This window comes from Rhodovastum atsumiense, assembly GCF_937425535.1.
GTDB lineage: Bacteria > Pseudomonadota > Alphaproteobacteria > Acetobacterales > Acetobacteraceae > Rhodovastum > Rhodovastum atsumiense.
Genome location: NZ_OW485601.1, coordinates 3389029 through 3414086, shown reverse-complemented (window position 1 = coordinate 3414086; position 25058 = coordinate 3389029). Strand labels below are relative to the sequence as shown.

20 protein-coding genes and 1 tRNA gene are annotated in these 25058 nt (G+C 67.4%); 14 read left to right on the top strand and 7 right to left on the bottom strand.

Going from position 1 to position 25058, the window contains the following annotated elements; genetic code table 11:
* Positions 1 to 54 precede the first annotated feature (54 nt).
* The 3 genes from NBY65_RS15565 to NBY65_RS15555 all read right to left on the bottom strand — a co-directional run bounded on the left by NBY65_RS15565 (position 55) and on the right by NBY65_RS15555 (position 1486).
* Positions 55 to 131 (bottom strand) — tRNA-Arg (locus NBY65_RS15565).
* Positions 132 to 149: 18 nt separating this feature from the next.
* Complete coding sequence (locus NBY65_RS15560; protein WP_150039199.1) at positions 150 to 461, bottom strand: ETC complex I subunit; 312 nt, start codon at positions 459 to 461, stop codon at positions 150 to 152.
* The gene (locus NBY65_RS15555) at positions 458 to 1486 is read right to left on the bottom strand and encodes a LysR family transcriptional regulator (protein ID WP_150039198.1); all 1029 of its coding nucleotides are present in this window, start codon (positions 1484 to 1486) and stop codon (positions 458 to 460) included. Before NBY65_RS15555 ends, NBY65_RS15560 begins: the two co-directional genes overlap by 4 nt.
* Before the next feature lie 144 nt (positions 1487 to 1630).
* On the opposite strand from NBY65_RS15555, the gene NBY65_RS15550 reads away from it, so the two are divergent.
* The 9 genes from NBY65_RS15550 (at position 1631) to NBY65_RS15510 (ending at position 11420) form a co-directional block, all read left to right on the top strand.
* A complete protein-coding gene (locus tag NBY65_RS15550) occupies positions 1631 to 2644 on the top strand; it encodes a fructose-1,6-bisphosphatase (RefSeq protein ID WP_150039197.1) in 1014 nt (337 codons plus the stop codon).
* An 8-nt stretch (positions 2645 to 2652) separates the two neighbouring features.
* Complete coding sequence (locus NBY65_RS15545; protein WP_150039196.1) at positions 2653 to 3528, top strand: phosphoribulokinase; 876 nt, start codon at positions 2653 to 2655, stop codon at positions 3526 to 3528.
* Between the two features lie 21 nt (positions 3529 to 3549).
* Positions 3550 to 5541 carry a transketolase gene (gene tkt, locus NBY65_RS15540; RefSeq protein WP_150039195.1) on the top strand — a complete coding sequence of 664 codons (1992 nt, stop codon included), beginning with the start codon at positions 3550 to 3552 and terminating at the stop codon, positions 5539 to 5541.
* A gap of 18 nt (positions 5542 to 5559) precedes the next feature.
* The gene (gene fba, locus NBY65_RS15535) at positions 5560 to 6639 is read left to right on the top strand and encodes a class II fructose-bisphosphate aldolase (RefSeq protein WP_150039194.1); all 1080 of its coding nucleotides are present in this window, start codon (positions 5560 to 5562) and stop codon (positions 6637 to 6639) included.
* Positions 6640 to 6664: 25 nt separating this feature from the next.
* Positions 6665 to 8122, top strand: a complete 1458-nt coding sequence (locus tag NBY65_RS15530; protein WP_150039193.1) for a form I ribulose bisphosphate carboxylase large subunit — start codon at positions 6665 to 6667, stop codon at positions 8120 to 8122.
* Positions 8123 to 8138: 16 nt separating this feature from the next.
* A complete protein-coding gene (locus tag NBY65_RS15525) occupies positions 8139 to 8558 on the top strand; it encodes a ribulose bisphosphate carboxylase small subunit (protein ID WP_150039192.1) in 420 nt (139 codons plus the stop codon).
* On the top strand, positions 8558 to 9466 hold the full coding sequence (gene cbbX / locus NBY65_RS15520; RefSeq protein ID WP_150039191.1) for a CbbX protein: 909 nt from the start codon (positions 8558 to 8560) through the stop codon (positions 9464 to 9466). The genes NBY65_RS15525 and cbbX overlap by 1 nt, the downstream gene beginning before the upstream one ends.
* 2 nt (positions 9467 to 9468) lie before the next feature.
* On the top strand, positions 9469 to 10143 hold the full coding sequence (rpe, locus tag NBY65_RS15515; protein ID WP_150039190.1) for a ribulose-phosphate 3-epimerase: 675 nt from the start codon (positions 9469 to 9471) through the stop codon (positions 10141 to 10143).
* A 92-nt stretch (positions 10144 to 10235) separates the two neighbouring features.
* Entirely contained in the window at positions 10236 to 11420 is a 1185-nt protein-coding gene (locus NBY65_RS15510; protein WP_239002665.1) for an MFS transporter, read from the top strand.
* Here the strand turns inward: NBY65_RS15510 and NBY65_RS15505 are convergent.
* Positions 11417 to 11863 carry a cupin domain-containing protein gene (locus NBY65_RS15505; protein ID WP_150039188.1) on the bottom strand — a complete coding sequence of 149 codons (447 nt, stop codon included), beginning with the start codon at positions 11861 to 11863 and terminating at the stop codon, positions 11417 to 11419. The two genes, NBY65_RS15510 and NBY65_RS15505, sit on opposite strands and share 4 nt — an antisense overlap.
* A 194-nt stretch (positions 11864 to 12057) precedes the next feature.
* On the opposite strand from NBY65_RS15505, the gene NBY65_RS15500 reads away from it, so the two are divergent.
* Positions 12058 to 12270 (top strand): hypothetical protein, encoded by a 213-nt coding sequence (locus tag NBY65_RS15500; protein WP_150039187.1) that lies wholly within the window; start codon positions 12058 to 12060, stop codon positions 12268 to 12270.
* 93 nt (positions 12271 to 12363) lie between these two features.
* Here NBY65_RS15500 and petA read toward each other — a convergent pair whose 3' ends face one another.
* Positions 12364 to 12924 (bottom strand): ubiquinol-cytochrome c reductase iron-sulfur subunit, encoded by a 561-nt coding sequence (petA, locus tag NBY65_RS15495; RefSeq protein WP_150039186.1) that lies wholly within the window; start codon positions 12922 to 12924, stop codon positions 12364 to 12366.
* 143 nt (positions 12925 to 13067) lie between these two features.
* Entirely contained in the window at positions 13068 to 13598 is a 531-nt protein-coding gene (locus tag NBY65_RS15490; RefSeq protein WP_162530392.1) for a Spy/CpxP family protein refolding chaperone, read from the bottom strand.
* Between the two features lie 665 nt (positions 13599 to 14263).
* Between NBY65_RS15490 and NBY65_RS15485 the strand changes: the two genes are divergently transcribed.
* On the top strand, positions 14264 to 17938 hold the full coding sequence (locus tag NBY65_RS15485; protein ID WP_150039184.1) for a glycosyltransferase: 3675 nt from the start codon (positions 14264 to 14266) through the stop codon (positions 17936 to 17938).
* Positions 17939 to 18061: 123 nt separating this feature from the next.
* On the opposite strand, the gene NBY65_RS15480 is transcribed toward NBY65_RS15485, so the two are convergent.
* Complete coding sequence (locus NBY65_RS15480; protein WP_150039183.1) at positions 18062 to 18517, bottom strand: hypothetical protein; 456 nt, start codon at positions 18515 to 18517, stop codon at positions 18062 to 18064.
* 487 nt (positions 18518 to 19004) lie between these two features.
* Here NBY65_RS15480 and NBY65_RS15475 point away from each other — a divergent pair, with 487 nt between their 5' ends.
* From NBY65_RS15475 to NBY65_RS15465, 3 genes are read left to right on the top strand one after another with little or no spacing between them, the layout of a single operon-like run.
* Positions 19005 to 21245: an HAD family hydrolase gene (locus NBY65_RS15475; RefSeq protein WP_162530391.1), complete on the top strand. Its 2241-nt coding sequence runs from the start codon at positions 19005 to 19007 to the stop codon at positions 21243 to 21245.
* The gene (locus NBY65_RS15470) at positions 21242 to 22456 is read left to right on the top strand and encodes a glycosyltransferase (RefSeq protein ID WP_162530390.1); all 1215 of its coding nucleotides are present in this window, start codon (positions 21242 to 21244) and stop codon (positions 22454 to 22456) included. Before NBY65_RS15475 ends, NBY65_RS15470 begins: the two co-directional genes overlap by 4 nt.
* A gap of 16 nt (positions 22457 to 22472) precedes the next feature.
* Positions 22473 to 24902: an FkbM family methyltransferase gene (locus NBY65_RS15465; RefSeq protein ID WP_150039181.1), complete on the top strand. Its 2430-nt coding sequence runs from the start codon at positions 22473 to 22475 to the stop codon at positions 24900 to 24902.
* The last annotated feature ends 156 nt before the right edge of the window (positions 24903 to 25058 follow it).

Below are 25058 nucleotides of genomic sequence, written 5' to 3'. Positions count from 1 at the left end.
CGACCACGATACTCAACACTCTGGCCGGCGCGGCCTAATAAGTCATTGGAAAGTTGGCGCGCCCTACTGGATTCGAACCAGTGACCCACAGCTTAGAAGGCTGTTGCTCTATCCAACTGAGCTAAGGGCGCTTAGCCTGATTTTATACTTCAGTGTGTCCAGTTCTCACGCCGACCAAAGCGGAAGTTGTCGGCGTAGGCCTTGGGGCGGACGTGCCGGGTTTTCGGCAGTTCCACTTCATAGTCGATGCCGTTCTTTTCGGCATAGGCCACCGCGTCCTCGCGCGTCTCGAAGCGCAGCTTCACCTGGGTCTGGGTATCAGCGCTGCCGATCCAGCCCATCAGCGGGTCCGCCTTGCGGGGCTCGGCCGGTTCGAACTCCAGGACCCAATCCTGGGTTCCTGCCGTGCCCGACTGCATGGCGTTCTTGGGCTGCTGGAAGATCCGGGCACGGTTCGTCATGGCATGGCAACTCCCCTCGCGGCCGGCGCGAGCCGCGGTGCTTCCCTGCTAGCGGCCGCGTCCGGCGGCGTCAATGATCCGGCGGGGCCGAGCCGCACCTCCGGCAGGAAGGCGGCGCCGTGCGCGGCCAGGTGGTCCCACAGCGCCTGCGCCGGCGGCAGCAGGCGCTTCTCGCGGCTGCGCACCACGTACCATTGCCGCAGCACCGGCAGGCCGGGCAGGTCCAGTGCCACCAGCCGGCCATCAGCCAGTTCCGCCGCGACCGTGTGCGCCGAGAGCAGTGCGACCCCCATGCCCGCCATCACCGCCTGCTTGATGGTTTCATTGCTGCCCATTTCCATGCCCATGCCGGGATCGAGCCCGGCCCCGGCCAGCAGGGTGCGCAGCAATTCGCGGGTGCCGGAACCGGCCTCGCGCAGCAGGATGGTCTCCCCCGCCAGCGCCGAGAGGGAAATGCGGCCGGCGCCGGCCAAGGGGTGGTCGGGGGGCGCGATCAGCACGTGCGGGTGCGGGCCGATCACCGCGCGCACCACCGGGAAGTCCTCTGGCGTGCGGCCCATCACGGCGATGTCGATCTCCAGGTCGCGCAGCGCCCCGATGATGTCGCTGCGGTTGCCGACCAGCAGGCGGATATCCACCCCAGGCTGGCTGCGCATGAAGGCCGCCAGCGCCCGGGGCACGAAATACTTGGCGGTGCTGATCGCCCCCACCACCACGCGCCCGCCCTGCATGCCGCGCAATGCGTCAATCGCCCCCATGCAATCGGCCAGCGCCGCCTCGATCCGCCCCAGCGCGCCCAGCACTTCCTGCCCGGCCGCGGTGGCACGCATGCCGCCGGCGGTGCGCTCGGCCAGCGGCACGCCGAGCCCCTCCTCCAGCTGCCGGAGCTGCTGGCTGACGGCGGGGGAGGTCACCGCCAGCACGTCCGCCGCCCCCGCCACCGTGCCGGTGCGGATCACCGCGGCGAAGGCGCGCAACTGCTTGAGCGTGACCCCCCGGAGCGCGGGATGAAGATTTTCTTTCATTGAATGCAAGAATAAACGAATTCTCTTTCCGCTCAAATCCGGCAAGATGGCGCCGACCGTTCCGCAGAGGTTGCCCCGCCGAGGGCGGCATGGTCCCAGGGGCCACGATTCCGTGTGCCCTGACCAGGGGAGCGGAAAGCCACAATGACCACACTGGCCGAGTGCCTGAGCGGCTGGGCGGAAGGCCTGGCCGCACGCCGGCAGGTCGCCACCACGCTGGCGGCGCTGACCGAGGGCGCCGTGAGGGTCGCCGCCATGCTTGCCGATGGACCGGAGCAGGACGGCGAAGGCGAGGAGATCGCCAGCCAGGCCGCCGGCCGTGCCGGAAAGATCATGCTCGCCGCCCTGTCCGGGACGCCGGTCGCCTGGGCCGCGCTGGAAGGGGTCGATACCCCGGTCGCACTGCAGCCGGGCGCGCCGCTCGCGGTTGCGCTGGAACCGCTCGACGGCGCGCTGAACGCCGGCACCGCGGCGCCGGTCGGCACCATCTTCTCGATCCTGCCCACCCCCTCGGTGTCCGGCAGCGATGGCACGCTGGCTTTCCTGCAGCGGGGCGAGCGGCAGCTCGCGGCCGGGGTGGTGCTGTATGGCCCGCACACCACCCTGGCGCTGACGGTCCGCGAGGGCACGCATCTGTTCGTGCTCGACCGCGCGAGCGGCACCTTCCGCCTGCGCCGGCGCGACATGCGCATCCCGGAGGGCCGCCGCACCTACGCGGTCAACGCCGCCAATTACCGCTACTGGACCGAGGGGGTGCGCACCTACGTCGACGACTGCATCGCCGGCGAGGACGGCCCGCGCGGGGCGGACTTCAAGATGCGCTGGATGGGCTGCGTCGCCGCCGAGGTGATCCGCATCCTGCAGCGCGGCGGCATCTATCTCTATCCCGCCGATTCCCGCCCCGACCACACCAGCGGGCGGCTGCGCCTGGCGTTCCACGCCCAGCCGCTGGCGCTGCTGGTGGAGCAGGCCGGCGGTGCCGCCAGCGACGGCGTCGAGCCGCTCCTGCAGACCGCCCCGCGCCGCCTGCAGGAACGCACGCCGCTGATCTTCGGCGCCCGCGACAAGGTGGCGCGGATCGCCGACTACGAGACGATGAAACTGCCGCTCGGGGAACGTTCCCCACTGTTCGGCAAGCGCGGTCTTTTCCGGGTCTGAGGCACAGAATGTCCATCCGCCATCCCATCATCTCGATCACCGGCTCCTCCGGGGCCGGTACCACCACGGTCAAGCACACCTTCGAGCAGATCTTCCGCCGCGAGGGCATCACCGCCGCCTTCATCGAGGGCGACGCCTATCACCGCTACGACCGCGAGGGCATGCGCCGCGTCATCGCCGAGGCGGGCGCGGCCGGCAACAACCATCTCAGCCATTTCGGCCCGGAGACGAACCTGCTGGCCGAGCTGGAGGAAACCTTCGAGACCTATGGCCGCACCGGCACCGGCCGCACCCGCCACTACGTGCACGACCAGCGCGAGGCCGAGCTGTACGGCTCCCCGCCCGGCACCTTCACCGACTGGAAGCAGCTTCCCTCCGACACCGACGTGCTGTTCTACGAAGGGCTGCACGGCGCGGTGGTGACCGACACGGTCAACGTCGCCAAACACGCCGACCTCAAGATCGGCGTGGTGCCGGTCATCAACCTGGAGTGGATCCAGAAGATCCACCGCGACCGTGCCACGCGCGGCTATTCGGTGGAGGCGGTGGTCGACACCATCCTCCGCCGCATGCCCGACTACGTGAACTACATCTGCCCGCAGTTCGGCATCAGCGACGTGAACTTCCAGCGGGTGCCGACGGTGGACACCTCCAACCCCTTCATGGCGCGCTGGATTCCCACCCCCGACGAGTCGATGGTGGTGATCCGCTTCGCCAACCCGCGCGGCATCGATTTCTCCTATCTCGTATCGATGATCCGTGACAGCTTCATGTCGCGCGCCAATTCCATCGTCATCCCGGGCAACAAGCTCGACCTGGCGATGCAGCTCATTCTCACGCCGATGATCCTCAAGCTGATCGAGCGCCGGCGGCGCGCGGCGTAAGCAGCACGGAGACCCCCCGACATGACCGACGTGACCACCCGCGACATGGCGAATGCCGTGCGCGCCCTGGCGATGGATGCGGTGGAGCGCGCCAAGTCCGGCCATCCCGGCATGCCCATGGGCATGGCCGACGTGGCGACGGTGTTGTGGACGCAGTTCCTGCGCTTCGACCCGCAGCAGCCGGACTGGCCGGACCGTGACCGCTTCGTGCTCTCGGCCGGACACGGCTCCATGCTGCTCTATGCGCTGCTGCACCTGACCGGCTTCCCCGGTATCGATATCGAGGAGCTGAAGCGCTTCCGCCAGCTCGGCGCGAAGACCGCCGGCCATCCCGAATACGGCCACGCGCCCGGCATCGAAACCACCACCGGCCCGCTCGGCCAGGGCATCTCCACCGCAGTCGGCATGGCGCTGGCCGAGCGCATGCTGGCGGAGCGCCACGGCAGCGACCTGGTCGACCACTGGACCTACGTGATCGCCGGCGATGGCTGCCTGATGGAAGGCATCTCGCACGAGGCGGCCTCGCTCGCGGGGCATCTCGGGCTGGGGCGGCTGGTCGTGCTGTGGGACGACAACGGCATCTCCATCGACGGCCCGACCAGCCTGACCATCTCCGAGGACACGCCGAAGCGCTTCGCCGCCTATGGCTGGCACGTGCAGTCGGTGGACGGGCACGACCCCGCCGCCGTCGCCGCGGCGATCACCGCGGCCAAGGCGGATACGCGGCCCTCGCTGATCGCCTGCCGCACCACCATCGGCTACGGCGCGCCGACCAAGGCCGGCAAGGAGAGCAGCCACGGCGCCCCGCTGGGTGAGGCCGAGATCCTCGGCGCCCGCGACCGGCTGAACTGGCCGTTCCCGCCTTTCGTCATTCCCCCCGCGATCCAGCAGGCCTGGGCGGCGACGGGCGCGCGCGGACAGGCCGAGCGGCTGGCCTGGGAACAGCGCCTGGAGACGGCGGCGCCGCAGCGGCGCGCGGCCTTCGAGCAGGCGCAGCGCGGCACCCTGACCGAAGCCGCCACCGAGGCGCTCGCCGCGTTCCGCCGCAAGCTGGTGGAAACGAAGCCGTCGCTCGCCACCCGCAAGTCCAGCGAGGAAACGCTGAAGGTACTCGCCGGGGTGGTGCCGGAGCTGGTGGGCGGCTCGGCCGACCTGACCCATTCCAACCTGACCGTGGTGCACGGCCAGAAGCCGGTGGGGCCGGGCAGCTACGGCGGCAGCTACATCCACTGGGGCGTGCGCGAGCACGCGATGGCGGCGGGGATGAACGGCATCGCCCTGCATGGCGGGCTGATCCCCTATGGCGGCACCTTCCTGGTGTTCTCCGACTACGCCCGCGGCGGCATCCGCCTCTCGGCGCTGATGGGCGCGCGCGTGGTCTATGTCATGACGCATGACAGCATCGGCCTCGGGGAAGACGGGCCGACCCACCAGCCGATCGAGCACCTGATCTCGCTGCGCGCCATCCCCAACCTGCTGGTGTTCCGCCCGGCCGACGCGGTGGAGACGGCGGAAGCCTGGGAAGTGGCGCTGACCGAGGCGCACGCGCCCTCGCTGCTGGCGCTGTCACGGCAGAACCTGCCGACGCTGCGCACCGACGTCAGCGAGAACCTGACCGCCCGTGGCGGCTATGTGCTGGCCGAGGCGAGCGGGCCGCGCGCGATCACCATCCTGGCCACCGGATCGGAAGTGGTGCTGGCCATCGAGGCCCGGACCCGGCTGGAAGCCGAAGGCGTCCCCACCGCCGTCGTCTCCCTGCCGTGCTGGGAACTGTTCGAACGCCAGGACGCCGCCTGGCGCGCCGGGGTGCTCGGCACCGCCCCGCGCCTGGCGATCGAGGCGGCATCGACGCTCGGCTGGACGCGTTATGTCGCGAGCGAGGACGACGTCGTCGGCATGCGCGGCTTCGGCGCCTCGGCTCCGGCCCCGGCGCTCTACAAGGAATTCGGCATCACCGCCGACCGCCTGGTGGAGCTGGCCCGCGCGAAGCTGGCCCGCCCGGACGCCGCCTGAGAAAAGGGAGAACCCGATATGGCAATGATCAGCATGCGGCAGTTGCTGGACCATGCAGCGGAGCATGGCTACGGCGTGCCGGCCTTCAACATCAACAACATGGAACAGCTGCTCGGGATCATGGCGGCGGCAAGGCGCACCGACTCGCCGGTGATCATCCAGGCCAGCCGCGGCGCCCGCGCCTATGCCAACGACCTGATGCTGCGTCGGATGATGGAAGCAGCCACCGAGATCCATCCCGACATCCCGGTCTGCCTGCACCAGGACCACGGCGAGCAGCCGGCGACCTGTTTCTCGGCGATCCAGATGGGCTTCACCAGCGTCATGATGGACGGTTCGCTGGAAGCCGACGGCAAGACCCCCGCCAGCTACCAGTACAACGTCGAGGTCACCCGCAAGGTCACCGAGCTGGCGCATGCCGTCGGCGTCTCGGTGGAAGGCGAGCTGGGCTGCCTCGGCTCGCTGGAAAGCGGCCACGGCGAGCAGGAGGACGGGCACGGCGCCACCGGCAAGCTCTCCCGCGAGCAGCTGCTGACCGATCCCGCCCAGGCGGCCGATTTCGTCGCCGCGACCCAGGTCGATGCGCTGGCGGTGGCCATCGGCACCTCGCACGGCGCCTACAAGTTCAAGAGCAAGCCGACCGGTGAAGTGCTGGCGATGGACGTGGTGCGCGCCATCCACGAGCGCCTGCCCAACACCCACCTGGTCATGCACGGCTCCTCCTCGGTGCCGGAGGACCTGCAGGCCGAGTTCAACAAGTGGGGCGGCGAGATGCCGCAGACCTGGGGCGTGCCGGTCGAGGAGATCCAGCGCGGCATCAAGATCGGCGTGCGCAAGATCAACATCGACACCGATTGCCGCATCGCCATGACCGCGCAACTGCGCCGCATCGCCACCGAGAAGCGCGGCGAGTTCGACCCGCGCAACTTCCTCAAGCCCGCCATGGCGGAGCTGGAGAAGCTGTGCGCCCGCCGCTTCGAGGAATTCGGCACCGCCGGACAGGCCCCGAAGATCAGGCCGATCCCGCTCGCCGAGATGGCCCGCCGCTATCGCAGCGGCGCCCTTGCCGCCACCACCGCAGGCCCCCGCACCGCCTGATCAACCCGCCAGAAGGACACGTCACATGGCAGCAACGACCGAGAAGCGCAGCGCCGCCGACCGCTACAAGGCGGGGGTGATGCAGTACAAGGACATGGGCTACTTCGACCTCGACTACGAGCCGAAGGAAACCGACATCCTTGCCTGCTTCCGCATCACCCCGCAGGACGGGGTCGATCCGGAGGAAGCCGCGGCCGCCGTGGCCGGTGAAAGCTCCACCGCCACCTGGACGGTGGTGTGGACCGACCGCCTGACCGCCTGCGAGAAGTATCGCGCGCGTTGCTACCGGGTCGATCCGGTGCCGGGCAACCCCAGCCAGTGGTTCGCCTACATCGCCTACGACCTCGACCTGTTCGAAGCTGGCTCGATCGTCAACGTCTCTGCCTCCATCATCGGCAACGTCTTCGGCTTCAAGCCGCTGAAGGCGTTGCGCCTGGAGGACATGCGGATCCCGACCGCCTACGTGAAGACCTTCCAGGGCCCGGCCACCGGCATCGTCGTGGAGCGCGAGCGGCTGGACAAGTTCGGCCGCCCGCTGCTCGGCGCCACCATCAAGCCGAAGCTCGGCCTGTCGGGGCGCAACTACGGCCGCGTGGTCTACGAGGCGCTGAAGGGCGGACTTGATTTCACCAAGGACGACGAGAACATCAACAGCCAGCCCTTCATGCACTGGCGCGACCGCTTCCTGTACTGCATGGAGGCGGTCAAGCGCGCCGAGGCCGCGAGCGGCGAGGTCAAGGGCACCTACCTCAACATCTCCGCCGCCACCATGGAGGACATGTACGAGCGCGCCGAATTCGCCAAGGATCTCGGCAGCGTCATCGTCATGATCGACCTGGTGATCGGCTATTCGGCCATCCAGTCGATGGCGAAGTGGTGCCGGCGCAACGACATGATCCTGCACCTGCACCGCGCCGGGCATTCCACCTACACCCGGCAGAAGTCGCACGGCGTCAGCTTCCGCGTCATCGCCAAGTGGATGCGCCTCGCCGGCGTCGACCACATCCATGCCGGCACCGTGGTGGGCAAGCTGGAAGGCGACCCGGCCACCACCAAGGGCTACTACGACATCCTGCGCGAGGACTTCGTGCCGCAGCGCCTGGAACATGGCGTGTTCTTCGACCAGCCCTGGGCCTCGCTCGCCAAGACCATGCCGGTCGCCTCGGGCGGCATCCATGCCGGGCAGATGCACCAGTTGCTCGACCTGCTCGGCGAGGATTGCGTGCTGCAGTTCGGCGGCGGCACGATCGGCCACCCGATGGGCATCGCCGCCGGCGCCACCGCCAACCGCGTCGCCCTGGAAGCGATGATCCTGGCCCGCAACGAAGGCCGCGACATCCTGAACGAAGGCCCGCAGATCCTGGAGCGCGCCGCGCGCCACTGCCAGCCGCTCGCCCAGGCGCTGGAGGTCTGGAAGGACGTGACCTTCAACTACGCCTCCACCGACACGCCGGACTTCGTCCCCACCGCGACCCCCGCCTGACCCGGAGCCCCGCGCCATGCGTCTGACCCAAGGTACCTTCAGCTACCTGCCCGACCTGACCGACGAGCAGATCCGCGCCCAGATCGCCTACGCCCAGCGCAACGGCTGGGCGGTGAACATCGAATACACCGACGACGCGCATCCCCGGAACACCTACTGGGAGATGTGGGGCCTGCCGATGTTCGACCTCAAGGACCCCGCCGGGGTGCTGCACGAGATCGCGGAATGCCGGAAGGTCTTCGGCAATTCCTACATCCGCGTCTCGGCCTTCGACGCCACCCACGGCTGGGAATCGATCCGCCTGTCCTTCATCGTCAACCGCCCGGCCGAGGAACCCGGCTTCTTCCTTGACCGCAACGAGGTGAACGGCCGCAGCGTCAACTACACCGTCCGTCCCTACGCCGCCGCGGCGAAGCCGGCGGGCGAGCGCTACTGATGGGCGACGCGCCGCAAACCGTGGACCTCGGCCGCGCCTTCGCCGAATCAGGCGTGGGCGAGGTGCTGGCCCAGCTCGACGCCGAGCTGGTCGGGCTGGCACCGGTCAAGGCCCGTATCCGCGAGATCGCGGCGCTGCTGCTGGTGGACAAGCTGCGCCGGGAGCTGGGACTCTCGGCGCAGCCGCCGACCCTGCACATGTCCTTCACCGGCAACCCGGGCACGGGCAAGACGACGGTCGCGCTGCGCATGGCCGACATCCTGCACCGGCTGGGCTATGTGCGGTCGGGCCACCTGGTGGCGGTGACCCGCGACGACCTGGTGGGCCAGTACATCGGCCACACCGCCCCCAAGACCAAGGAGATCCTGAAGAAGGCGATGGGCGGCGTGCTGTTCATCGACGAAGCCTACTACCTGTACCGGCCGGAGAACGAGCGCGACTACGGCCAGGAAGCCATCGAGATCCTGCTGCAGATCATGGAAAACCGCCGCGACGACCTGGTGGTGATCCTCGCCGGCTACGCCGACCGCATGGACCGCTTCTTCTCCTCCAACCCCGGCTTCCGCTCGCGCATCGCCCACCACATCGACTTCCCCGACTACGCGCCCGCCGAGCTGATGCAGATCGGCCAGAAGATGCTCGCATCCCAGGGTTACCGTCTGAGCCCGGAGGCGGAAGCAGCCTTCACGCGTTATATCGACGCCCGCATGCAACAGCCCCACTTCGCCAACGCCCGCTCGATCCGCAACGCCCTCGACCGCGCCCGGCTGCGTCAGGCGGTGCGGCTGTTCGACCGCCGCGACCGGGCGCTCTCGGTCGAGGACCTGATGACGATCGAGGCGGGCGAGATCCTGGCGAGCCGCGTCCTCGCCGCCCCTGCCACGGGGCAACGCCCCACGGAGACGTAACAATGAGCGGCGTCCTGATCGCCCCCTCCATCCTCTCCGCCGACTTCGCCCGCCTTGGCGAGGAAGTGCGCGCCGTGGACGAGGCGGGCGCCGACTGGATCCACCTCGACGTGATGGACGGGCACTACGTGCCCAACATCACCTTTGGTCCGGAAATCGTGCGGGCCATCCGCAAGAGCACCGGCAAATGCTTCGACGCCCACCTGATGATCTCCCCGGTGGACGCCTACCTCGAAGCCTTCGCCAAGGCCGGATCGGACCGCATCACCGTCCACGTCGAAGCCACCACCCATCTCGACCGCACCCTGCAGGCGATCCGCGCCCTTGGGGTGAAGGCGGGCGTGGCACTCAATCCGGCAACGCCGGAATCCACCCTGGCCTACGTGCTCGACGCCGTCGACCTCGTGCTGGTGATGTCGGTCAACCCCGGCTTCGGGGGACAGAAATTCATCCCGTCCTGCGTCGATAAGATCCGGCGCATCCGCCAGATGATCGGCGATCGCGACATCCATATCGAAGTGGACGGAGGCGTCACGCCGGAAACCGCGCCACTGGTCGTCGGCGCGGGGGCGGATGCGCTGGTCGCGGGGTCGGCCGTGTTTGGGCGACCGCCCTACGCCAACGCTATCAAGGCGATCCGGGACGCGGCGACACCGGCCATCAATCAGGCGGCCTGAGAAGACTCCCGGGGCGCTGCCCCGGCCCCGGCAGGAGGCTTCGCCTCCTGCACCTCCACCAAGGGCAAAGCCCTTGGATCCCAGAGATATCCTTGAATACGCCCCTCCCGACCTGGCTGACCCTGCTGCTCGCCTCCGCCTGCGGGCTCATCGTCGCCAATATCTACTACGCCCAGCCCCTGATCGGACCCATCAGCCTCTCCCTCGGGCTCTCGCCCCAGGCCGCCGGACTGATCGTGACCATGACCCAGATCGGCTACGGCACCGGATTGCTGCTGATCGTGCCCCTCGCCGACCGGATCGAAAACCGCACCCTGGTGGTCTGCATCCTCGGGCTCGCCATTCTCGCCCTGCTGGGCGCCGGACTCTCCACCAGGCCGACACTCTTCCTTGCCACAGCCCTGCTGATCGGCCTCGGCTCGGTGGCCGTCCAGGTGCTGGTGCCCTACGCCGCCCACCTCGCCCCGGAAGCCACCCGCGGCCGCGTCGTCGGCAACGTCATGAGCGGGCTGATGCTGGGCATCATGCTCGCCCGCCCCGCCGCCAGCTTCGTCACCCACGCTTTGTCCTGGCACGCCGTCTTCATCATCTCGGCCATGGTGATGGCCGGACTGGCCACGGTGCTGCGATTCGCCCTGCCTCGCCGCCACCCCGGCAGCGGCCCGAGCTACGCCACCCTGCTGCTGTCGATGGGACGGCTGGCCCGCCATACCCCCATCCTGCAACGCCGCGCCTTCTACCACGCCTGCCTGTTCGGCACCTTCAGCCTGTTCTGGACCACGGTGCCGCTGCTGCTGGCCGGCCCGTTCCAGCTCTCGCAGAACGGCATCGCCCTGTTCGCCCTGGCCGGCGTGGCCGGCGCCATCTCCGCCCCGATCGCCGGCCGCGCCGCTGACCGCGGCTGGAGCCGCCCCGCCACCGGCGCCGCCATGCTGGGCACCGCCGCCGCCCTGCTGCTCTGCCTGACCGCCGACTCCGGCTCACCCATCGCCCTGGCCATCCTGGTGCTGGCGGCGATCCTGCTCGACTTCGCCGTAACCGCGAACCTCGTGCTCGGCCAACGCGCCATCTACAGCCTCGGTGCCGCCGTCCGCGGCCGGCTCAATGGCCTCTACATGGCCACCTTCTTCGCCGGCGGCGCCTTCGGCTCGGCCCTCGGCGGCTGGACCTACGCCCGGGGCGGCTGGCCACTGACGATCTGGGCCGGACTCGCCCTGCCCGCCCTGGCCCTGGCCGGCTTCCTCACTGAACTGCGCCCCCGCAGGCCACGGGCTTAGGCCGGCACCGGCCGCATCGCGTCCACGTTCGCCTCCAGCTCCGGCAACAACACGACGCTTTCCTGCTCGTTGGGGTCGGTGCGCGCGATCACCGCCACGCATTCCTCGGTCAGGCTGGGGTTGTACGGCAGATGCGGAACATTCGCCGGGATATAAAAGAAATCACCCGCGCGTACCACCGCATGATGTTCCAGCCGTTCGCCGTGCCACACATGCGAGACCCCTTCCAGGGCGTAGATCGCGGTTTCATGGGCCTCGTGCTTGTGCGCCCTGGCCCGCCCGCCCGGTGGGATCCGGACGATCTGCAGGTGGATGCCCCGGGCACCAACCGATCCCGCCGAGATTCCGACGGTGTAGGTCAGCCCCTGCTTCCCGATGAAACCCTCTCCGGCCCGGACAACCCGGCATTGCGGCGCCAGCGGAGGCGGCGTGGTGGCGGACATGCTCGTTCTCCTCGGACATTCCGTGCAAGGCCCCCGCAACCGGCGTGCCCCCCGATGGGGCACACCGATTGAGCCGCACCGGTCATGCCGGCAGAGGTAACGTCTGCTCCGAAGCGTGACATCCGTGACACGCCGATCCTGTCTGCGGGATATGATCGATGTCCCCGGAGGGGGATGTGGAAGGAGCGGAGGCCATGACGCGAACACGGGAACTTTATGAAAGTTCCAGCGGCGATCGCTGGCTTCTTGTCAGTGATCCCGACACGGAGCGGGTGTTCGTCCGGCACGAGCCCAACGTGGCCTCGGGCGGGCGGAGGAGCGAGATCGGGATCGGGGAGTTCCTGACCCGTGGCGGACACGGCCCCGAGCATCAGGCGCTGCTGCACCTGATCGCAACCCTGGTATGACCCGTGGCGGCGGGGTTTCCCGCCGCGCAGCGAGACTGGGGTGCAGGGGCCGTGTGGCCCCTGCCGGGTCCAGGGCAGCGCCCTGGCCTTGCCTTACCCGATCTGGATCTTGGTATCGCTGAGGAAGTCGTACGGCGGGATCGGCAGGTTGGCGGGTGCCGGCCCTTTGCGGATGCGTCCGGCGGTGTCGTACTGGCTGCCGTGGCAGGCGCAGAACCAGCCGCCGAAGTCGCCGCGTGGTTCGCTCGACTTGCTGCCGCCCGGCACGCAGCCGAGATGGGTGCAGACGGCGCTGGTCACCAGCCATTGCTCGTGGCCGTCCTTGACCCGGTCGGAGTCGGGGGCCGGGTCGCGCATGTCCGCGACAGGGGCTTCCTGGGCCATTTTGATCTCGGTTTCGGTGCGGTGGCGGACGAACACCGGCTTGCCCTGCCACATCACCACGATGCCCTGGCCCGGCTCGATCGGGGTCAGGTCGACCTCGGTCTGCGACAGCGCCAGCACATCGGCCGAGGGATTCATGCTGCCGACCAGCGGCCACACCACCGCCCCGGCCCCGATCGCGGCCGAGCTGGCCGCCATCAGCGACAGGAAGTCGCGCCGGGTTGGCTGGATTTCGGCATCAGGCCCCTGGCCGAGGGGAATCGCGGTCATGTCCGCTCCTTATTGCTGACCCGTGAAAACATGTGGGGGTGGCCGGCCCGGGTGGGCCGGGCCGGCGGCACCATCTCCAAACGAGATATATCTTATTCCGTTAGATATATCGCGCCAGGGATCATTGCAATGGTGATCTTGTGTTACGGCTTTTGCGGTGCGGGAGGCTGCATGCGTCCGCCACCCGGGCCGGGTCCGGGCGGGGTGATCAGGCCGGGCAGACGGGTGGCCGCCTTCGCCTGCTGTTCCGGCGTGAGGGAGGGCATCAGCGTATGCGCCGCTTCCTGCACCCTGCGATGCGCTTCCGTGTGGGATTCGAACATCTGGTTCATCATGGCCTGGCGATCTTCCCAACTCGCCGAGGGCATCGCCTGGAATACGTTGGCACGCATGCCCTGCATCTGGCCGGCCATGCTCTGCACCGTATCGGCATACTCGTTCCAGGCCGGTTCCTGGGCTGGGGTAATGCCCAGCTCGGTCTTGAGCCCTGCCAGGTAGCTGGCCGGGTCGTTCAGGCCGCGCCCGAAACCGGGGCCACCCCCCCGCCCCATGCCGCCGCCCATTCCGGGGCCGCCCCCCATTCCCGGCCCCATCGGCTGGGCCCACGCAATGGCCGTGCCCGCCAGCAACATGGGAATGGTGCCGAGGACAAGACGCCTGCTCATGCCGCGCATGAGATCCTCCTTCGCCTGAGCGTTGTTGTCGTTGCGGGATCCGGCTTGCCGTCGTTCCCGGCCGGCCGACGGCCCCGCGCGGGACGCAGGACCCGAGGGCATGGCAGATACCTTATCGCATAAGATATATCTAATTTCAAGATATATCTAATTTGGTCAGCAATGAGACTGCCCTGTGCGTCCCGCATACCCGGGCTCGCCTTGCGACCACGGCGATGACAGCGACAGGCCGCGGCACGCAAACCGGCCGGCCGGCCGGCGGGAGTGGTGGAACCAGCAGCACATCGGACCGGCAGCATCGCTGCGTCGCCCCGACCGGCCTGGCCGCAGAATTAATTTTCATGCGACAACGTTATTCGCCACCGACCCGATGGTACCATTTTGTTTGCAGCACGAATAAGTTTTGACTGCACCGGTTTTCATCTGATTTTGCCATCGTTCTGACCTGTGACTTGGCAAGGATCGGCAAAGCCTCCCAGGTATAGTTACGGGATTGCAGCAAACTATCGGCACAAGAGCGTTCGTGAAGGGTTGTTAGATTGATTTGATAATGGCAATGAATGCCAGGCCTTGGACAGAAGTGCCGGATTCAGGTCCGGCGACCTGTCCGATCCCGGCAGGCGCCACGGGGTGCCTGCGTTGAATGCAGGAGCGGATCAGCCGGAATGAAGACCAGTCAGGACCACGGTGCGGTTCGGGCGGGCACGGGACACGACGCCGTCACGAGCGCCAGGACACCACGCCGCCTGCTGCTGTTGGACCCCGCCCGCCAACATGCCAGGGACGAAGAGCAAAATGACGCCCTGGCACTGATCCGCGATTTCGTCGCCGCGGGCTGGCAGATCGAGTGGGTTATCGATCGCGCCGATCCCCTGCCCGCCCTGCCTGGCCAGCCCGGCGTCACCATCCACCGCCTGCTCGCAGCCAACCGGATCAGGCCGGAGCTGCGGCTGATCCGTCGGGACGCCACCGCCTGCGACTCGCCGCCGGCCGACGCGGCGGCCGCCGACAGCACGCAGGAAACCTTGGTCTCCCGCCTGGATGCCTGGGCGCGCCAAACCTGGAAGACCAGCACCGGAATCCCGGCACGCCTGCTGGCGCTGGGGGTCTGGGTGCTGATCCGGCTGCAGTACCGCATCCGGCGGCTGTTCGCGACGGCGACCTACCATCTGCGGCACCGGGCCAGGCAATTCGCCGCGTGCCTGCTGGACCGCCCCGCCCGGCTGGTCCGGCGCCTGCTCGGCGCGGTCGCGGTCCGGGCGCGGCAACGCCTGCACGCGCTGGTCCACCTGCCCGTCCTGGCGCCTGTCGCCCCGGTGCTGCGCCACCTGTACCGCACCCTGACCGGCCCGGCCGAGACGACGGACAGCACGCCGGCCGGCGCGACGCCCGGCCCGGGGAATGCCACGGCGCTGGTCCGTGACGCGGCCGACCGGGCCCGACTGGTCGCCCTGCTCAGGGGCATGGGGCCGGATGACCTCGTCCTCATGCCCGCCGCCGAGCCGATCCATCTCGAACTGCTGCTGCAATTGCTGCCGCATCTCGACCTGGACACGCCGCTGCGCGCGACGTTGCACCTGCTGCTGACCCCCCACCCCCGTCTCGACATCGGCCCCGGCGAGCTGGATGCCGCCACGCTGGGCCGGCGGCTTGCCACCGGCTGTCCGTTCCGCAGGCTGATCCTGCATGCCGCGACCGAAGCCGAAGCCGCGCGGCTGCAGGAGGCATTGCGGCTGCCGGTCTTCGCCCTTCCCGCCGGGACGGCTCCGGCGACGGGCGCCCCCCCGACGCGGGTGGAGGCGAGACTGCGGGCCTTCACCAGCCCGTCCGGCACCTCGGTCTGCATCGACGCGTTCGGGCCGGTCGCGCTGGTGGTCAGCGCGCTCTGGGGCCGGGTCGGCAGCTCCGCCATCTTCGACGCGCAGCTCCGCCACCTGATCGACCATGGCTATCTGGTGGTGCGCCTGCTGGTGGAGCACTGGCCGCACCGCGAGCCGCAGCGCAGCCGGCGCATCTCGGCCTTCCTCTCCGAGAATTTCGAGAACGTGCGGCCGCATCTGCACATCGTTGCCGAGCGCGACGACCGCGCCGCCTCGATCGCGCGCATGGTCCGCTCCGCCGCGTTCCGGGCGGCCTCGGTGGTGACGCGGGTACAACTGCTGCTGCGCGACCCGGTGACGACCGAGCCGGAGGCGCTCGCCTGGGCAGGCCGTCGTGCCGCGGTCGCGCTGGTGAACCATCTGCCGCAGTTACTGCTGACCGAAACGCTGACGCGCGCGCCGGTCGTCCTGGCAACGCATGACATCTATTCGGACCTGATCCGTTCCCACGGCGTGCCCGAGTTCGTGCCGCACGGCGCCATCGACGATGCCGCCTGCCGGCGCGAGGAACGGGAGTGCTGGCACCGCGTCGCCGTCTGCGCCAACATCTCGACCGAGGAACATGCCCTGATCCGGCGCGACGCGCGCCACGCCGTGCTGGTCCGTCCCTATGCCGCGCCGCGCCTGCCCTCCGACCGCTCCTGGCCGGAGATCGTGGCGGCAAACCGGCTGCCGGATGCATGCCGCGAGGTCTCCGGCTGCGACATCCTGGTCTGGGGCGGCTGGCACCAGGTCAATGTCGATGGCGTGCACTGGTTCCTCGACCAGGTGCGGCCGCTGCATCCGGCCCTGGCGAATGCCCGCATCATCATCGCTGGCCGGGTGGTGCAGGGCCTCGACCGCGCGCGGCTGCCGGAGCGCAACGTGATCTGCGCCGGCTTCGTCGATCGGCTCGAGGATGTCTTCGCGCGTTCCCGCGTGCTGGTGATTCCCGACCAGGCGGGGACCGGCCTCTCCATCAAGGCGATGGAGGCCCTCGCCGCCGGCGCCTGCTTCGCCAGCACCGCCTGCGGCCTGCGCGGGCTCGAGCTGGGCGACAGCGAGTACCGCCCGGCCACGGATGCGGCCGGCCTGGCCGGAGACATCGCCGCCCTGCTCGGCTCGGCCGAGGCGCGACGCCGGCGCACCGCGACCGCGCGACGCCTGTACGCACTGAACTACTCGGCCGAGGCACATGCCCGGGCGATGAACGAGGCCCTGGCCTGGGCGATGGCGCCGGATGGCGCGGCCGCAGCCGTCGCCGCGGCGATCGCCGCCCCCGCAGCGGACGCCACGCTGCCCGGGATGATCACCGCCAGGACCGACGAGGTCTCGCGGCAGGCGCCGCCCCTGGTTGCGCCCGGGCCCCGGAACGATGCGCCGCGCGCGCAGGAGGAAAGCTTGCCCGATCCGATCCCGTCCACCGCGCAGCCGCGGCTGAGCGTCGTCGTCTGCACCTATAACCGCTACGACGTGCTGCCGGACGCGCTCGACTCGCTGCTGCGCCAGCAATGCCCCGCCGGGTTCCTCGAGATCGTGGTGGTGGACAATTCCGCCGACCAGGCCGCGGCCGGACAATTCGGCGAACGCTACGCCGGGGAGCCGGGGCTGCGCTACCTGCTCGAGCCGGTGCCGGGCCTGTCCAACGCGCGCAACCGCGGCCTTGAGGAAGCACGGGCCGATCTCGTCGCCTTCATCGACGACGACGCCATCGCCGCGCCGGACTGGGCCGTGCAGATGGTGCGCGCCTTCGACAGCATCGGCAGCGACATCGCCGTGATCGGCGGACGGGTGCGGCCGCGCTGGGTCACGCCCCGGCCGGCCTGGCTGCCCGATACGCTGCTCGGCTACCTGTCGATCGTCGACTGGGGCGGCAGGCTGCGCGAGCTGGGCGAGCGGGAATGGCTTGCCGGCTGCAACCTTGCGTTCCGGCGCGGGCCGGTGATGTCGGTCGGCGGCTTCAACCGCCAGCTCGGCCGCACCGGCGAGGGCCTGTCGCTGATGTCGAACGAGGAAACCGCCGTGATCGATCGGCTGCGGGCGGCCGGCCATCGCGCCGCCTATGCCCCGGAGGCGGCGGTCGAGCATGTCATCGATCCGGCGCGGCTGAGTCAGGTGTGGTTCCGCCGGCGCGCGGCCTGGCAGGCGGTTTCCGATTTCGTCAAAGACCAGAAGCAGGCGTCTGCCTATGCGCCGATGGCGATGACGTATCTGCGCGCCCGCGCGCGGCTGCCAGGTCCGGCCGGCCGGCTGGGCATCTATGCGCGCACCGAGGATCCTGACCAGTTCAACCAGGATGTCGGCGCCACCTACGACCTGATCATGGCAACGCTGAGCGGCGGCATCGAGGATGATCCGGCCGAACGCACCCACTGGCTGGAAGCGGCGCGGCTGACGCTGTGGGGCCGCACACGCGCCTTCCTGCTGCGGCATTCGCAGTTGCATTCCGTCGCCCGGACGATCCGGCGCGCGCTTTCCTGAGCGGATGTCAGGAAATTCGCACGCCCCCCGCCCAGGCGAGGCGGCAGGAGCGGTCGGATCACGACCGCTCCCTCCCCTTCGGCAGACCGGCACGCCGTGCCGCGCGCGGTCTGCCGGCGTGGGTCAGACGATCGTCTGGTTGAGCAGGCTGCCGCCGAAGGTCGAGGGCCCGGGCGCACCGATGGTGAGATCGGCGGAAGGCGCGACCGTGCCGGTGCTCGTCAGGGTGCCCCCGGTGATGGTGTAGGCCCCGGTGGATCCGTCGTAACCGGTCACGCCCAGCATCAGGTAGATGCCGCCCGTCCCCACGGTGAAATCGAGGAGCGAATTGTAGCCGGGGCCGCTGTCGTCATCGAAGGCGATGTTCTGTCCGGCCGAGTTGAACAGCGCCGCCGTCGGATCGAGGCCGGAAGTACCGTTGACACTGATCTGGTAATGGCCGGGTTGCGAGATGAACACCGGGTAGCGGTCGATTTCATAGGGCGCGCTGATGGTTCCCTGGGCCACGGCCGCCAGGGCGGATGACGGCGACGCGGTGATCGGGCCGGCCGGGAACTGGGTGGATGTTGTATCTGGCATTTGTCTCTCCCGCTGCGGAGCATGGCTTCGGTGTTTGCGAGGCTTCGTCTTTTCCGATGGTCAGCCGGACAGCGATGCTGTGGCTCGCGAACAGATAAGCTCCTGACGACGGGACGGCGCAGTGAGCGAGCTAACACCTCGCGGCCGGACGAAGCGCCGCCGATCGTGTGCACGGAGCCGCCGCCTTCATGGTCAAGATTAGAATGTCTGGACGGTCGCCACAGTCGTTGTCGTCGCCCCAGGTCAGGCGATTGACATCAATCGTGCAAAACGCTTAAAAACCGTTCTGAAACCATAACATGATCGGGATTGTGCTGCCAAGGTCACGGGTCTTCGTTAGTGATACGCGGCAACCGCTGAAAGCCATTGTGGCATCGAGTCCAGGTTGGAGTGAGGCGCGTGATACAAACGAGTGCGCGCGTGGAACGTCTCTTGCCTCGACCAAGCAAACCGGCGTCACCGAATCCTGTTCTGGTTGCTGGTGCCCATGGATATGGGCATCGCAAGCTTCTCCATCTATTGGACGATTTCAGCGAAAGCCGCGCTGTCGGACCATCCCCGTGCAATGCTCGACGTCATGCCGATCCCGACACGCCAGGACACGATCCCGCCGCCGCTCCCTGAGCCGCAGCAGAGCCAACAAAGAAGCACACTTATGCATGTCGATCTGATGGAACCTGACGGCTGTCTTCTCGCGGAGCTTCCCAGGCTCGGATTCGATGTCCTTTCCGTGGACGTCTTCGACACCGCGATTACACGGTGCCTGGAAACGCCTGTTGACGTCTTTGCTCTGACGGAACAGCGGCTGGTCGGTGCTATCGGTGCGGTGGCCCATGGATTCGGCTGGTTGCGCGAGCGCGCCGAGGAAGAAGCCCGTGCCCTCGCCCGCGCCGCGGGGCGCGAGGAGGTGTCGCTTGCCGACATCCACGCATGCCTGTGGCCCCTCCGACCCGAGCTGCGTCCGCATGGCGCGGCGATCTGGCACGAGGAGATCGCCGCCGAAACCTCAGTCCTGCGCCCCGTTCCGGAGATCGCCGAACTCGTGGCCCGGGTACGGGCGAAGGGAAGGCGTGTTGTCTTCGTATCGGACATGTATCTGCCCGGGGCCGAGATCGACCGCCTGCTCCGTGCCTGCGGCTTTGACCCGTCAGAGGGCCTGCTGGTTTCCTCGGAGACGGGGCGCACGAAGGCGACGGGTTCACAATGGGCCGTGCTGCGGAAGCTGGTCGGCGAAAGCGCACGCATCTTGCACATCGGCGACGATCAGTGGAGCGACGTCGCCTCGCCACGCAAGCACGGGATTGGCGGGTGGTTGTTCTCCGCCGCACGGTCCGACCGTCGGCTGGGAGGACCACTGACGCCTGCCATCCTGCCTTACTCGCGCCTCGCGCGGGCGGCACGGCTCGCAGACCCAGCCACCGGTACCGGCGCGTGCCCCGTCACGGCGGATGCAGAGAGGGATCCGGCCGACTTCATGCGCCGACTCGGCGAGACCTGGGGGGCTGTCGTCGTCGGATCCTTCATCCGATGGCTGGAAGAAAAGGCCCGGCAGCACCGACTGACCCATCTTTTCTTCTGCGCCCGCGACGGGTGGCTGCCCTACCACGCGTGGAAGGCAGCAGGATGCGACACCCGCACCGGAGTCGAAACCGGCTATCTGTATGTCTCGCGACGTGCGCTCAATCTTGCGGAGGCAGCGCTGGATGAGGAGCGCGGCAAGCTGTCGGCGCGGTCACTGGAGCGGCTTGCGGCAGGCGAGTTGCCGGTCAGAACTTTGCTGTCACGCTCGAACCTGCTGCAATGCGAGCGTCTGCGTGCCGATGCAGCACAAGAATTCGGTGGACTCGATACTTTACTAAAATGGCCTGAAGGAACATGGCGTTTCCGTGACTTGTTGACCCGGCACCAGACCGATGTGCTTCGGGCGTTACAGCCTTTCCACGAAGCGGCGGCGGGCTATCTCCACCAGACACTGCCATCCACGGGCAGGGTCGGCATCGTGGATATCGGCTGGCATGGCACACTGCAGTCCTCGATCGTCCGGCAGCTTGGTCCCCGGACGGAGCGCCCTGCCTTGTTCGGCTTCTATTACGGCCTTTGGCCAAGGGCGCATGCACGCCGCCCCTTCACCGGCTGGATGGAAGGCTGCTTCACCAACGATTTCTGGCCACCTGAAGAACGGCGCGGCTTGCACAGCGCGGTCGCCATCCTGGAGAATCTTCATGTGGCACCGCATGGATCCACGATCGGGTACCGACTGGCCGACTGCCAATGGACACCGATCCTTCAAGACTCTCCCATCGAGAGGGCACAGCACGCTGCCATGATTGCTCCCTTCCAGGAGTCGAGTGTCGCAGCTGTCAGCAGATTGTTTGCGGACATGGACAGCAGCACGGCGATCCTGCAGCAGCTGGACTGGAAAGCCGGACTTGCCGCCATCGAACGGCTTTCGCTCAGCCCGACCCTCGAAGAACGCACCGTGCTGGGAAAGATCGTGCACGCGGTCGAATTCGAGCATTCGAAGTTCCGGCCACTCATTCCCGACCCCGCTGAAGGCGAAGCGCCCCCCTGGCCATGGAGGACGGATTGGCCCGGGGGGACCGCGTTGGCCTGGCAGGATGCCGCCAAGGAACAAGCCGCAAACCAGGAGTGGCGGGAAGTTGTGCTGGCCAAGGTGCACAGTTTCCGCGACGGGCTCGACCCACGCTCGGCGAGAATGTTTCCATGAATAAGATTTCTTCCATAGGCGCCGCCCCGACGCTGCCACGCCTGTTCCCAAGCACGGTACCGCTCGGTAAGCCCGTACCAGAGTTGGCCGGCAGTGTCGCCGTGATCATGCGGACGAAGGACCGCCCCCTGCTGCTCCACCGGGCGCTTGCCAGCGTGCTGTGCCAGACATCGCCGAACTGGCATCTTTATTTGGTGAACGACGGTGGGAACCGCGAGCAACTGGAAGACTTACTCGTCGACTACGATTCCGCCTTCGGGAACCGGCTCACCGTGGTGCACCATGCGACAAGCCAAGGCATGGAGAACGCCTCCAATGCCGGCCTATCGCTGGGACGCGAGGAATTCGTGGCCGTACACGACGATGACGACAGCTGGCACCCGGAGTTCCTGGAGGCAACCACGGCCTTCCTCTCTGCCCCCGCGAACGAGCACTGCGTCGGCGTGGTGACCGGATGCACGCAGGTTACCGAGCGGCTGGACGACGACGATATCGAGGAAATCGACCGGACGGTGAGGAGGAGCAACAGGACGCTGGTCGACCTACCCGCCCTTCTGGTGGAGAACAGGTTCCCGCCGATCTGCCTGCTGTTCCGCCGCGCGGCCGTGGAGCGGATCGGCCCGTTCAACGGTGCCCTGCCGGTACTGGGCGACTGGGAATTCAACATCCGGCTGCTGCTACTGGGCGAGATCGACTTCCTAGACCGCAACCTCGCCAATTACCATCTGCGCGTACGCGGCAGCGGAGCGGCATACGGAAACACCGTCGTCGACGGGCAGGCACAGCAACAACGTCAAAATATCCTGTTGCGCAACAGCATCCTGCGTAATGCAATCGCCGAGCAGCCGGCCACACTCGGGACGGTACAGGCGGTGCTGTTCGCGCAAAGCCAGGCAATGCAGGATGGTGTGCCGAAAGCCCCCCCGACGGAAATCACGGGGCGGCTGGACACGCTTAACGGATGGCTGGAGGCGATCAACGGGAAGCAAGAAGAGATCAAGTGGGAACAGCAGGCCATCAGGGGGGAACTGGCGGCAATTGGGGGAAAGCTGAAAACCATCCAGGAGCGCATGGAAGTCATCGAGGCAGGGGTCCGGGACATCGGCATCGTTGCCTCCTGGCTCCGCAAGCTGCTCCGGCCCATGCATTGGGCCTGGCTCAGGCTGCTTCCGCTGCGCCGACTGATCGCACGCATCCGTGGGCGCCGCTGATGCCGGAACCCCGCTAATGGCGCAGATCCTCAACCCCCATATCTATGAAGTCATTGCAGGCAATCGGCTGAAGGTTCCGGATATTCCGGTTTACGCGACCGAGAGTTACGGACAATGTGCTGAGGACCTGATCGTCTGCGCGCTCCTGGTCGCGCTGGCGGCACGCGAGGGCCTGGACCTCGGCCATGAGCGCTATCTAGAGATCGGCGCGAACCACCCGGTTTCCTGCAGCACCACCTACCTGCTGCATCGCCGCCTGAACATGTGCGGCGTGCTGGTGGAAGCCAATCCACGGCTTCTTGATGAGTTGCGCCGCTTCCGCCCCCAGGATCTGGTGCTGCACCTTGCCATCACGCCTCAGGGCGGCGGCGACGCCACCATTCATATCGCGGAAGAGGACGAGTTGACCTCGCTCGACCGACGTTTCGTGGAGGATTGGCCGGGTTGGAAGGTTGCGCTGCGCGAGAGCCTTTCTGTTCCGGCGCTGTCGTTGCCGGAGTTGCTCGAGCGTGAGTTCGCCGGACGTGCCCCTCTCTTCCTCTCGATCGATATCGAAGGGATGGATTTGGACGTGCTGCGCACGCTCGACTGGACGCGCTGGCGCCCGGCTATCGTGCAGACCGAGCCCTCCGAGCATTATCATCCCGGGAATGCGGACGCTCTCACCGCCCTGCTGGAGGGTGCGGGCTACATCGTGGTGGCGCGGACTCCCGTCAACCTGATCGCCCTGGATGCGGCACGATCCGGCAGGTTGGATGACAACAGTGCAAGCATGATCACCGATCTACGCACCGCCCTGCAGGCGGAAACCGCCGCGACCGTTAGAATCAGGCAAGATCTCGCCGCCGCTGAACGCGCACGCGATGCCGCAGTCGCGGAGTTATCTGCGCTACAAAGCAAGACGGCGAGTCTCGAGCACAAGTTGGCGGAGACTCAGGATGCGCTCGTGGTGGCGCACGCGGACCTGCATGCGTGCGAAGCGCAGATCGCGCGAGTTGCCGCAGCAGCCGTCGTGGCGCGGCAACAAGCGGAACAGCGAGGCCGGGAAGCAGCCGCCAGCGGCCACGAGGCGTTGTTCCTGTGCGATAAATACCGCAGCATGCTCAAGCAGGCGACACCGGAACGACACGACACCTCCGAAAACACCGGATATACCGCCAGAGTGCAGGAACTTGAGTCCAGCTTACATGAACTGGAGGCGGCCCTGTGGCAGGCCGAAGCCGCCGCACGGGACAGCGAGGCACGCTATCAGGCGATCAATCGCAGCACCTTCTGGCGAGTAACCCGGCCGGCGCGCAGCTTCTGCAACCGCTTCCCCGCAAGTGCGCGGCAGGTACGCGCCGTTCTCGCCCCTTCGGCACGCTTTGCCCGCCGCCTTCTGCTAAGGCTCCGGTCTCACGACATGGAGCCGCAACCAGCTCACCTTTCAACGATCGACGCACGGGCTTCAACCGGTAATCAGACAATCCCCAGGACAGAGGAACCGGGTGAACGCACAGAACATGACCGCTTTGCCGACAACGAGAACTTCCAGGCCCGCATCCTTGATGACTATGCATCGACCGCGAGCGAGCGCCTGAAATCCTTCCCGGCGATGCTGACCTTTGGCGACCGGGCGCTCTACTTCCATGCCGCCAGGAACTTCGGCTTCCGCGGCAGCATCGTCGATGGCGGCTGCTTTGTCGGCGGCACGACACTGAGCCTCGTCGAAGGACTGCGGCACAACCCGGCGGTTCGCGACGGACACGCCGATACGCAGGGCCTGATCCGCGTCTACGACATGTTCCAGATCGACGATGACTATATCCTACGTCATCTGCAAGAAAACTACCCGAACCGGCATTTCCAGCCGCAGACCAGCTTCCTGCCGGTGTTTGAGGAAAATCTACAGCACGAAAAGGACATGCTGCAGGTTCGCCCTGGGGACGTCACCCGGACAGGTTATCCGGACAGCCAGCCGATCGAATTGTTCGGAGTGGATTTCTGCAAGGCCCTGGTGGTCACCGATTACACAGTCCGGAACTTCTTCCCACGCCTTCTGCCCGGGGCGCTCGTGATCCAGCAGGATTTCGTGCACGAGTTCCATCCACACATCCATCTTTCCATGCTGCGGCTGGCCGACCACTTCGAAACCTATGTCGAGCTCAAATGGGGAGGCAGTGTCGCCTTCACCTGCACGAAGCCCGTCACGCAGCAGACGGTGCGAGAGCGCTTTGGCGCCGACTCGTCATGGTATTCCGATGTTGCCACCAACGTTCCGCTGCTGCGGAGCATGATCGAAAGCTGCCATTACGACGAAAACCGCATGATCTTTCTCCATACGCTGGCCATCTATTATCTCAACCAGGGCCGCAAGGAGAACGCGCGCGCCGTGTTCCATGAAGCATGTGAGCGCTTCCCGCAGTTCGAACCAAACGAGATCACCCGTCAGTTGGTTGGATGCTGATGCATTCCTGAATCAACCATAATTCCTCCGGCAGGTCCGCCTGGACCTGCCGGTTACGCTCGCACCCCTGCCCGCGTCGGCATGGTATTGCCGTGGCAAGGTGCGACCGACCTGGGGGGACGGTCGAGGTTTCCATCCAGGCGATGCCATGTAGGG

Coding starts and splice junctions, on each gene's coding strand:
- NBY65_RS15560 (WP_150039199.1), bottom strand. CDS start 461: ATGACGAACCGTGCCCGGATCTTCCAGCAGCCCAAGAACGCCATGCAG.
- NBY65_RS15555 (WP_150039198.1), bottom strand. CDS start 1,486: ATGAAAGAAAATCTTCATCCCGCGCTCCGGGGGGTCACGCTCAAGCAG.
- NBY65_RS15550 (WP_150039197.1), top strand. CDS start 1,631: ATGACCACACTGGCCGAGTGCCTGAGCGGCTGGGCGGAAGGCCTGGCC.
- NBY65_RS15545 (WP_150039196.1), top strand. CDS start 2,653: ATGTCCATCCGCCATCCCATCATCTCGATCACCGGCTCCTCCGGGGCC.
- tkt (WP_150039195.1), top strand. CDS start 3,550: ATGACCGACGTGACCACCCGCGACATGGCGAATGCCGTGCGCGCCCTG.
- fba (WP_150039194.1), top strand. CDS start 5,560: ATGGCAATGATCAGCATGCGGCAGTTGCTGGACCATGCAGCGGAGCAT.
- NBY65_RS15530 (WP_150039193.1), top strand. CDS start 6,665: ATGGCAGCAACGACCGAGAAGCGCAGCGCCGCCGACCGCTACAAGGCG.
- NBY65_RS15525 (WP_150039192.1), top strand. CDS start 8,139: ATGCGTCTGACCCAAGGTACCTTCAGCTACCTGCCCGACCTGACCGAC.
- cbbX (WP_150039191.1), top strand. CDS start 8,558: ATGGGCGACGCGCCGCAAACCGTGGACCTCGGCCGCGCCTTCGCCGAA.
- rpe (WP_150039190.1), top strand. CDS start 9,469: ATGAGCGGCGTCCTGATCGCCCCCTCCATCCTCTCCGCCGACTTCGCC.
- NBY65_RS15505 (WP_150039188.1), bottom strand. CDS start 11,863: ATGTCCGCCACCACGCCGCCTCCGCTGGCGCCGCAATGCCGGGTTGTC.
- NBY65_RS15500 (WP_150039187.1), top strand. CDS start 12,058: ATGACGCGAACACGGGAACTTTATGAAAGTTCCAGCGGCGATCGCTGG.
- petA (WP_150039186.1), bottom strand. CDS start 12,924: ATGACCGCGATTCCCCTCGGCCAGGGGCCTGATGCCGAAATCCAGCCA.
- NBY65_RS15490 (WP_162530392.1), bottom strand. CDS start 13,598: ATGCGCGGCATGAGCAGGCGTCTTGTCCTCGGCACCATTCCCATGTTG.
- NBY65_RS15485 (WP_150039184.1), top strand. CDS start 14,264: ATGAAGACCAGTCAGGACCACGGTGCGGTTCGGGCGGGCACGGGACAC.
- NBY65_RS15480 (WP_150039183.1), bottom strand. CDS start 18,517: ATGCCAGATACAACATCCACCCAGTTCCCGGCCGGCCCGATCACCGCG.
- NBY65_RS15475 (WP_162530391.1), top strand. CDS start 19,005: ATGGATATGGGCATCGCAAGCTTCTCCATCTATTGGACGATTTCAGCG.
- NBY65_RS15470 (WP_162530390.1), top strand. CDS start 21,242: ATGAATAAGATTTCTTCCATAGGCGCCGCCCCGACGCTGCCACGCCTG.
- NBY65_RS15465 (WP_150039181.1), top strand. CDS start 22,473: ATGGCGCAGATCCTCAACCCCCATATCTATGAAGTCATTGCAGGCAAT.